Here is a 9,839-nt window from a genome sequence, read left to right as displayed (position 1 = left end):
ATCAGCGCCGCGATAAATCCCCAACCACCTGCTACGTTTTATTCATGAAGGCAGCGTTTCACTTTTCCTTCATAAGGGCACTTTATGCTCGGGGCACAGGTCGATTGATCAGGCCATTTTCATAGCGAGCAGTTGGGGGATTTATACGATGGATGAGTATCAGGAAGAACTGCTCGAATACCAGGCATTTGAACTGGATCAACCAGAGCCGGCTGACGACGCCACGGAGCTCTGAGCTTCAGGCTCCCGAGCGGTAATTTCGTCGGGATTCGCCGGGCGTCTGCCCGCTCCAGCGTTTGAATGCACGCTGGAAGGCTTCAGCTGAGGCGAAGCCCAGCAGGTAGGCGATCTCGCCGAACGCCAGTTCGGTGTCGCGGATGTAGGTCATTGCCAGGTCACGGCGTGTGTCATTGAGGATCGCGCGAAATTGCGTGCCTTCCTCTGCTAGTTTGCGCCGCAGGGTCCAGGTTGGCAGTTTCAGGCGTGCCGCGACTTCCTCGAGATCCGGCTCGCGGCCGCCATTGAGCAGCGGGCCGAGCAATTGCGTGATGCGCTCGCGCAGGCTGCGGGTGCGGGTCAGTTGTTCCAGCTCCCGCTCGCACAATTGCAGCAGATGTCGCCAGGTGCTCGGGCAATGTTCTGGGTTGCGCAGGGCAAGGCTGTTCAGGCTCAGGCGCAGCTGATTGCGTTCGGCGCTGAACTGGATCGGGCAGTCGCCAAGCATTGTGTAGGCGTCGCGGTAATCCGGCGCTTCGAATTCGATTTCGATTCTCTCGGCGCGCAACGTTTCGCCGCACAGGCTCGACAACTGATGCAGCCAGCCGGCGAGGATCGAGTCGACCACAAAGCGGTTATAGGCGTTGTACGGGCTGATCGAGTAGAAGCGCAACCAGGCACCGTTGGCATCTTCATGAAAGCTGGACTGCCCGCGATAGTTGGAACCGTACAGCGGCTCGAAGCGCGTCAGGCAGCGGGCCGCTTCACGGACGGTGGGCGCTTGCGCCGCAGTGATGCCGGCCAGCCCAGCCTGATTCAGGCGGATCATCCGGCCCATGCGCAGGCCCAGGGCCGGATCGCCGGTCAGTTGAATCGCCGCATGGCCCAGGCGCATGTAACGCGGGATCGACAAGCGTGCCCCGGCCTCGGCCAGTCGCGCGGCATCGAGGCCGTATTGCTCGAGCAGAGGCAGCGGGTCGGTGCCGTGGCTGCGCACGGCGTCGACCAGACTGTGGACGAAGCCCACCGACAGATCCCCGAGGCGCATCGGCTGCGGCTTCATGGTCTACAGCCAGACATTCAGCAAGCGCGCACCACGGGCCTCGCCATCGGCGAACTGCTGGCCGTTGCTGCTGAGGAAGCTTGTGCCGGTACTCGACTTGTCCCAGAACTGCCCGCGCATGAACACACTGACGCCGGCAATCGCGCGGCTGCTCGGTGGTTGTGCGGTGAGGGTCAGTCGGTGCCAGGCCTGACCTTCATTGAGGTCGCCGGGCTTGAGGCTGACCGAGCCCGGCGTGCTCGAACCCTTGTAGCCACGCCATGGCTTGTCCCAGGCGCCTTGGCCGATAACCTGCGCCGGCACCGCCACCAGTTGCGCGCCTTGTTCATCGAGGGTGCGGTAGTTGGCGGGGTACCAGCTGTCACTGCCGATAAGGATGCCCAAGCGTCCGGCCGGTGTGTCGACGACCTGTATGGCGTGTTTGTCTTCGGCCTGAATCACACCTTGCTGATCAAAGATCGGATGCATCTGCCGTTGCGGCTGGCCCAACGGTACGCCGTCGCGACCAAACACCACGCTGCTGTTGAACAGGGCGCCGCTGCCGGGCTTGAGCCGGCCGTCGCGGATGCTTGGCTCCGGCAGCACGATGGAGCCGGCCACCAGGGTGACCTGGAACTCCTTGGCCAGACCGCCGAACAGCGCCTGGTAATCCTTGGCCATGGACTTCGCTTTCATCCGCAGATAAGCATCGTTCAGCCGTTGCTCGCCCTTGGCCCGCAGCCACGCTCGGGCAAACAACAGCGGATTGCTCGCCGCCAGCCAGTTCATTGCTTCCGCCAGGGTCGGCGCCTGATACAACTCGTCTTTCTCGCCGCTGATCATCAGCCAGGTGCCGACGTGCTCGGGCAATACCACCACGGTTTTTTCATTGAGCAAGCCTTGATCGCGGGCCTGCTGCAGGTACGCCGCGAGCTTGCGGTGCAGGCGTGCGGAGCTTTGGTAATCGGTGGGGAACAGTTCGGGCTGAATGCCGAGCAGATTGCCACGGTCGCCGGGCGTGCCCTGATTGACGGCGAGCTTGATGCGCAGGTCCGACAGGTAATGTCCCGCCGGCCGGTCTGCCGCCCACATGGCGTAGGTGGTCAGGGCGGCAACGAGGGCCATGGAGAAAAACAGATACAGAAGTTTGCGCATGAAAACCAACAACAGCCGGGTACAGGATGTGCCGACTAGGGTAGGGCCCATGGCTCGGGTTGCCAAGGGGCGCTGCGCATTTGGATCAATAACTTGTCAGTTACGGTCATTGAGTGACAGCGGTGCGACTCTTAGTCTGTCGAACATGACTGACGGGGGACGCAGAGCTCCCGCAACTTTCCGTGATCGCTCGTTGTGGAGTTACCGATGACCGCCGCTCATTACCCGCATTTGCTGGCCCCGCTGGACCTGGGATTCACCACGCTGCGCAACCGTACCCTGATGGGCTCGATGCACACCGGCCTGGAAGAAAAGCCCGGTGGCTTCGAGCGCATGGCGGCGTACTTCGCCGAACGTGCCCGTGGCGGTGTCGGCCTGATGGTCACCGGCGGCATCGGCCCGAATGATGAGGGCGGCGTGTATTCCGGCGCGGCCAAGCTCACTACCGAGGAAGAGGCGCTCAAGCACCGCATCGTCACTCGCGCGGTGCACGAGGCGGGCGGCAAGATCTGCATGCAGATTCTTCATGCCGGGCGTTACGCCTACAGCCCGAAACAAGTAGCACCGAGCGCGATTCAGGCGCCGATCAACCCGTTCAAGCCCAAAGAGCTGGACGAAGAGGGCATCGAAAAGCAGATCAGCGATTTCGTCACCTGCTCGGTATTGGCGCAAACCGCCGAATACGACGGCGTCGAAATCATGGGTTCTGAAGGTTACTTCATTAACCAGTTCCTCGCCGCGCACACCAACCACCGCACCGACCGCTGGGGTGGCAGCTACGAAAACCGCATGCGCCTGCCGGTAGAAATTGTCCGTCGTGTGCGCGAAGCGGTCGGGCCGAATTTCATCATCATCTTCCGCCTGTCGATGCTCGATCTGGTCGAAGGTGGCAGCACCTGGGATGAAATCGTCATGCTGGCCAAAGCCATCGAACAGGCCGGCGCGACTATCATCAACACCGGTATCGGCTGGCACGAGGCGCGGATTCCGACCATCGCCACCAAGGTTCCGCGTGCAGCGTTCAGCAAGGTCACGGCCAAGTTGCGCGGCTCTGTGAGCATTCCGCTGATCACCACCAACCGCATCAATACCCCGGAAATTGCCGAGCAGATTCTTGCTGAAGGCGATGCCGACATGGTCTCCATGGCCCGACCATTCCTCGCCGATCCGGACTTCGTCAACAAAGCCGCCGAAGGCCGCGCCGACGAAATCAACACCTGCATCGGCTGCAACCAGGCGTGCCTCGACCACACCTTTGGCGGCAAGCTCACCAGTTGCCTGGTCAACCCGCGCGCCTGCCACGAAACCGAACTCAATTACCTGCCGGTGAAGCAGATCAAGAAAATCGCCGTGGTCGGTGCCGGCCCTGCCGGTTTGTCCGCCGCCACCGTGGCCGCCGAGCGCGGTCATCAGGTGACGCTGTTCGATTCGGCCAGCGAGATCGGTGGCCAGTTCAACATCGCCAAGCGCGTACCGGGCAAGGAAGAGTTTTTCGAAACCCTGCGCTACTTCAACCGCAAGCTGCAAACGACGAATGTCGAGGTGTGCCTGAACACCCGCGTTGACGTGGCCAAGTTGGTTGACGGCGGTTACGACGAAATCATCCTCGCCACCGGTATCGCCCCGCGCGTGCCGGCGATTCCGGGCGTCGAGAATGCCAAGGTCCTGAGTTATCTGGACGTGATCCTCGAGCGCAAACCGGTCGGCAAGCGTGTCGCGGTGATCGGTGCGGGCGGGATCGGTTTCGATGTCTCGGAATTTCTCGTTCATCAAGGCGTGGCTACCAGTCTGGATCGCGCGGCGTTCTGGAAAGAGTGGGGCATCGACACGCAACTGGAGGCCCGTGGTGGTGTGGCGGGCATCAAAGCGGCACCGCATGCGCCGGCCCGTGAGGTGTTCCTGTTGCAGCGCAAGAAGACCAAGGTCGGCGACGGTCTGGGCAAAACCACCGGCTGGATTCATCGCACCGGTCTGAAGAACAAGCAGGTGCAGATGCTCAACAGCGTCGAATACCTGAGCATCGATGACCAAGGCTTGCACATTCGCATCGGCGAAAGCGGTGAGCCGCAACTGCTGGCGGTGGACAACATCGTGATCTGTGCGGGGCAGGATCCGTTGCGTGAGTTGCACGATGGTCTGGTTGAAGCCGGGCAGAACGTGCACTTGATCGGCGGCGCGGATGTCGCGGCGGAGCTGGACGCCAAGCGCGCGATCAATCAGGGTTCGCGGCTGGCGGCTGAGTTGTAAACACAACGCATCACCTGTGGGAGCGAGCCTGCTCGCGAAAGCGGAGCGTCAGCTACGAAGATTTCGCCTGACACGACGCCTTCGCGAGCAGGTTCGCTTGCAAACAGCAGGTTTTTTTGCGACTGCTGTTAAGATGCCGGCTCTGCAAACAGAGCCGGCATTTATGCTTTTGCCTCCCCCCAACTGGCTAGCCCAAGCCCCCCTCGAACCGCTCCGTCTAGGCTGGCTGGCAGACGCCGGCATCGAGGTCGCGATCCTGCGCCTGGACCGCATCGACCCGCTGATCAGCGGCAACAAGTGGTTCAAACTCGTTGAACATCTTAAAGCCGCCGAGCGTGCCGGCGCCGAGGGCATCATCAGCCTTGGCGGTGCGCATTCCAATCACCTGCACGCGCTGGCGGCGGCGGGCAAGCGGCTGGGATTCAAAACCGTGGGGCTGCTGCGCGGGCACCCGCAGGACACGCCGACAGTGCGGGATCTGCAAACGTTCGGCATGCAGTTGCATTGGCTCGGTTACGCCGGCTACCGCGCGCGGCACGAAGCGGGATTCTGGGTGCCATGGCAAGCGCAATTTCCTACGCTGCATGCGGTGCCCGAGGGCGGTGGTGGACTGGCCGGCGCCTTGGGTTGCGCAGCGATCTGGCAGCAGGCCGAAGAGCAATTGGCCAAGCTGGGCTGGAATGATTTCGACGCCTGGTGGCTGGCCTGTGGCACCGGCACGACACTGGCCGGACTGGCGCTCGCCGAGCAAGGCAAGCGCGTGGTGTACGGTGCTCTGGCAGTGCCGGATGATCACGGCGTAGCGCCGAACATCGAGTCGATCCTCGCGCACACCACCGAGCCTGCGGCGGACTATCAACTGATCGATGCCAGCCGTGGTGGTTTCGCCAAAGTTGACCAGGCGTTGCTGACCTTCATCGATCAGACCGAGCAAACCAGCGGCATCCCTTTGGAACCGCTGTACACCGGCAAGGCCTTGCTGGCGCTCAAGCAGCGTGTCGAGTCAGGCGAATTTGCGGTCGGCACGCGTCTGGTCTTTGCCCACACGGGTGGCCTGCAGGGACGGCGCGGATTTGCAGCGATGTAGCCGATGGTCGCGATCAATACATGCCAACCTGCGGCGTGATGATATTTGCAATCAATCGAAGTGCAAGTTTTACGGTTTATGACTTCTGTTTGTTGAAAGTTATTGTTGTGCGTTGGTCTGCGCAGCGTAACTCTATGTTGTTTATATCTTGTGGTTTCTTTTGGTTTGAATAGTTAGTTGTGCGTGATTATTGTCGGCTCGGCTCTTTAGTTTGTTATTAAAGATCAAAACTATATTTATCAATTTGAGTGTGAATATGAAAAGTCCGATCTCGAAGCCTCGCCCTACTACCACAACGTCAAAGCCGGTAACACCAACAAAGCCAGTTGCGCCAACCAAGCCAGTTGTCCCAACCAGACCAGTTGCGCCAACCAAGCCAGTAATTCCAACCAAACCAGTGGCGCCGACCAAGCCGGTAGCGCCGACCAAGCCAGTGGCGCCGACCAAGCCGGTAGCGCCGACCAAGCCAGTGGCGCCGACCAAGCCAGTTGCGCCAACCAAGCCAGTGGCGCCGACCAAGCCGGTAGCGCCAACCAAGCCAGTGGCGCCGACCAAGCCAGTAGCGCCAACCAAGCCAGTAGCGCCAACCAAACCAGTGGCCCCGGTTGACACCAAGCGTCCGCCAATGCCATGGCCGACCCTTAACATCAACATCGATCCTGTGGCCTTGATAACGCTGATTCAAACAATTGGTGCGAAAGTCAATGTCGATGGCTCCACCACACTGCCTGACGGCAGCGTAGTCGCTGTAGATAAAACTTCGATCAAGCGTCCCGACGGCATCATTCAATATGAAGACGGCCGGGTAGAGTATCCGGACGGGCGAATCGTCTGGCCGGATAATACCGTTGAATATCCGGATGGCCGTATTGTCTGGGAAGATGGAACTGAACAATTGCCGGACGGAAGTGTTAAACATCCCGATGGTCTTGCGTACGATGCGCAAGGTAACCTTATTTCCGAATAAGTCATATCCAAGCGATGTCTTGACTCAAGACAGTGCAAAAAAAACACCGCTGATTGCAATCAGCGGTGTTTTAGTTTTCCAGCCTCAAGCGTTTTGCGGCATCTCCCCGTTGGCCAGACGCTTGTTGATGTCGGCGATCACTTCCGGCAGATCGCTGATGGTGTCGATCATGTAATGCGGCCGCGAATCTGCGAACAGCGCGTGGATGCGCTTGCGCTCACTGGCCAGTTCATCGCTGCCCAGCGCGCGGAAACCCTCATAATCCAGACCCAGCGCGTTGCCCGAGCAAATCAGCGCAACCGTCCACATGCCGGCCCGGCGGCCTTCGAGAATGCCCGGCACGGTGTCGTCGATCTTCACGCACGCTGCAACATCGTCGATGCCCAGAGCGATCACGTTGGCCAACGCTTGCGCCGGCCATGGACGACCGTTTGGCACTTCGTCGGTGGCGACCACGTGGTCGGCGACGTAGCCGTTGCTGGCGGCGAGTTCGACGACTTTGTCCATGACTGCTTTCGGGTAGCCGGAGCAGGAACCGATCTTGATGCCTTGCGCGCGCAGTTGGGCGATGGCGTCCAGCGCGCCGGGAATCAGGGCCGAGTGCTCGGCGATTTTCTCGATCTGCAACGGCATGAAGCGGTTGTAGATAGCGGTGACGTCATCGTCGGTCGGCGTGCGACCGAACACCTTGCGATAACGCTCGGCCACTTGCGGCTGATCACAGAGGGTGCGGATGTGGTCCCACTTGCCCATGCCCATCGGCCCACGGGCTTCTTCGATCGATACCTGGACATCGAACTCGGCGAAGGCTTCGACGAAGATCTGCGTCGGCGCGAACGAGCCGAAATCGACCACGGTACCGGCCCAGTCGAGGATCGCGGCTTGCAGCTTGCTTGGATTGGTGTAGTTCATGGCAATCAATTCCTGTGAAAAAAATATTCGAATTTGGCGATTCTGTGGGAGCGGGCGTGCCCGCGATGGGGCCCTTTCAGCCGAAATCCATGCTGAATGTCAGACCGCTATCGCGGGCAAGCCCGCTCCCACAGGGAGCGGGGCATTCAGATATCGAGCACTTCCATCTCGCGCAGCACTTCACCCACTGCTGCCACGGCCTGGCGCATTTCGTCCGGGGTGACGTGGCCGATGCAGCCGACGCGGAAAGTTTCGACCTGGGTCAGCTTGCCGGGGTAGAGGATGTAACCCTTGGCCTTGACCCGCTCGTAGAACTCCTTGAACTGGTAGCGCGGATCCTGCGGCGCATGGAAAGTCGCGATGATCGGCGCCTGAATCGCCGCCGGCAGGAAGCTGCGCAAGCCGAGCTTGTTCATCTCTTCCATCAGCGCCTGACAGTTGGCCGCATAACGCGCATGCCGCGCCGGCAGGCCGCCTTCTTCGCTGTATTGCAGTAGCGCTTCGTGCAGCGCCGCGACCACATGGGTTGGCGGGGTGAAGCGCCATTGCCCGGTTTTCATCATGTAGACGTGCTGGTCGTACAGGTCCATCGCCAGCGAGTGCGAGTTGCCAGCCGCGGCGGCCAGCGATTCCTTGCGGGCGAAGACAAAACCCATCCCCGGTACACCTTCCAGGCATTTGCCGGAGGCGGCGATCAGCGCGTCGAACGGTACTTTTTGCGCATCCACGGGCAATGCGCCGAAGGAGCTCATGGCGTCGATGATCAGGCGTTTGCCGTGTTGCGCGACGACCTCGGCGATCTCGGCCAGCGGATTGAGAATGCCGGTGCTGGTTTCGCAGTGGATCAGCGCCACGTGGGTGATGTCAGCGTCGGCGCGCAGCAAGCGGTCGACGTCGGCGGCGGTGGTCGGTTCGTCTTCGGCGGTTTCGAAGGTGCTGAACGAGCGGCCGAGCACTTCGCAGATCTTCGCCAGACGCTTGCCGTACGCGCCGTTGATCAGCACGAGGATTTTGCCGTCGCGCGGTACCAGCGTGCCGATCGCCGCTTCGACGGCAAACGTGCCGCTGCCCTGTAACGGTACGCAATGGTGGCTGGCGGCGCCGTTGAGGATGGCCAGCAATTGCTCGCACAGGCTGGCGGTCAGCTGGTTGAAGCGGTCATCCCACGAACCCCAGTCGTCCATCATGGCCTGACGGGTGCGGGCCGAAGTGGTCAACGGGCCGGGAGTGAGCAGAATCGGTGCGGCGGTACTCATTCGTGTGTCCTCGCGAAAACGCTGTGGGATGAAGCTACGGGGCCTACGTTGCAATTCGCCGCTGCATCAATCAAATTGTTTGTTGTTATGCCAGCCATCAGTAAGGGTTATCCATGAATCTGTTTCAGCTGCGCGCCTTCGATGCCGTGGCCCGCGAAGGCAGCTTCACCCGCGCGGCTGCGCGGTTGTTCATCAGCCAGCCGGCAGTCACCGGACACATCAAGGCACTGGAAGAGCATTACCAGATCACCTTGCTGCGGCGCACCGCGCGACGGGTGGAATTGACCGAGGAGGGCACCAAACTGGCAGCGATCACTCGCGCCATGTTCGGCCTGGCGGAAGAAGCGCAGACGCTGCTCGAGGCCAATCGGCAATTGTTGACCGGGCGTCTGGAGGTGGCGGCGGATGGGCCGCACATGGTCATGCCGATGCTGGCAAGCCTGCGCGCACGCTATCCGGGCATCACCGTGAACCTGCGTCTGGGCAACGCCCAGGAAACCCTGGCGGCACTGTTGTCGGAGCACGCCGATGTCGCGGTGCTGACCGAGGTCGAGCCGCGCAAGGGCCTGCATCTGCAAGCGCTGAGCGAATCGCGGATCTGCGCGCTGGTGCCGGCGGGGCATCGCTGGGCGAGTCGCTCCGCTGACGTCAAACTCAAGGAGCTCGACCAAGTGATCATGGTCCTGCGCGAGCCAAGTTCGATTACCCGGCGCACGTTTGACCAGGCGTGTATGCAGGCGTCGATTCAGCCGCGGGTGTTGCTGGAGTTGGACAGTCGCGAGGCGGTGACCGAAGCGGTCGCGGCCGAGTTGGGTGTCGGTGTAGTGTCATCGGTGGAGGTCAGTCATGACCCGCGCGTGGTGGCGATCCCGATTGCCGGGGGAGGGCTGGTGAACCGGCACATGCTTGGCTGCATGGAGCGCCGGCGCGAGTTGCGCTTGATTCAGGCGTTTTTTG

At 61.2% G+C, this 9,839-nt stretch carries 8 protein-coding genes; 4 read left to right on the top strand and 4 right to left on the bottom strand.

The window, feature by feature from the left end; all coding sequences use genetic code 11:
• Positions 1 to 238: 238 nt before the first annotated feature.
• Positions 239 to 1,279 carry an AraC family transcriptional regulator gene (locus F8N49_RS20845; RefSeq protein ID WP_151552375.1) on the bottom strand — a complete coding sequence of 347 codons (1,041 nt, stop codon included), beginning with the start codon at positions 1,277 to 1,279 and terminating at the stop codon, positions 239 to 241.
• Between the two features lie 3 nt (positions 1,280 to 1,282).
• On the bottom strand, positions 1,283 to 2,413 hold the full coding sequence (locus F8N49_RS20840) for a nitrilase-related carbon-nitrogen hydrolase (protein WP_151552373.1): 1,131 nt from the start codon (positions 2,411 to 2,413) through the stop codon (positions 1,283 to 1,285).
• A 207-nt stretch (positions 2,414 to 2,620) separates the two neighbouring features.
• Here F8N49_RS20840 and F8N49_RS20835 point away from each other — a divergent pair, with 207 nt between their 5' ends.
• From F8N49_RS20835 to F8N49_RS28480, 3 genes are all read left to right on the top strand, one after another.
• The gene (locus F8N49_RS20835; RefSeq protein WP_151552371.1) at positions 2,621 to 4,660 is read left to right on the top strand and encodes an NADPH-dependent 2,4-dienoyl-CoA reductase; all 2,040 of its coding nucleotides are present in this window, start codon (positions 2,621 to 2,623) and stop codon (positions 4,658 to 4,660) included.
• 163 nt (positions 4,661 to 4,823) lie between these two features.
• Complete coding sequence (locus tag F8N49_RS20830) at positions 4,824 to 5,747, top strand: 1-aminocyclopropane-1-carboxylate deaminase/D-cysteine desulfhydrase (RefSeq protein ID WP_151552369.1); 924 nt, start codon at positions 4,824 to 4,826, stop codon at positions 5,745 to 5,747.
• A 397-nt stretch (positions 5,748 to 6,144) separates the two neighbouring features.
• Entirely contained in the window at positions 6,145 to 6,714 is a 570-nt protein-coding gene (locus F8N49_RS28480; RefSeq protein ID WP_218574891.1) for a hypothetical protein, read from the top strand.
• Positions 6,715 to 6,798: 84 nt separating this feature from the next.
• On the opposite strand, the gene phnX is transcribed toward F8N49_RS28480, so the two are convergent.
• Together phnX and F8N49_RS20810 are read right to left on the bottom strand one after the other, a co-directional pair.
• Positions 6,799 to 7,626: a phosphonoacetaldehyde hydrolase gene (phnX, locus tag F8N49_RS20815; protein WP_016770551.1), complete on the bottom strand. Its 828-nt coding sequence runs from the start codon at positions 7,624 to 7,626 to the stop codon at positions 6,799 to 6,801.
• A 146-nt stretch (positions 7,627 to 7,772) separates the two neighbouring features.
• Complete coding sequence (locus tag F8N49_RS20810) at positions 7,773 to 8,882, bottom strand: 2-aminoethylphosphonate--pyruvate transaminase (protein ID WP_110645471.1); 1,110 nt, start codon at positions 8,880 to 8,882, stop codon at positions 7,773 to 7,775.
• Between the two features lie 113 nt (positions 8,883 to 8,995).
• Between F8N49_RS20810 and F8N49_RS20805 the strand changes: the two genes are divergently transcribed.
• Positions 8,996 to 9,839 (top strand): LysR substrate-binding domain-containing protein (locus tag F8N49_RS20805; RefSeq protein ID WP_151552365.1); only part of this gene is annotated, 844 nt, incomplete at its 3' end.

Source organism: Pseudomonas sp. GXM4 (assembly GCF_008923895.1).
Lineage (GTDB): Bacteria > Pseudomonadota > Gammaproteobacteria > Pseudomonadales > Pseudomonadaceae > Aquipseudomonas > Aquipseudomonas atacamensis.
This window is presented reverse-complemented; position numbering and strand designations above follow the sequence as displayed.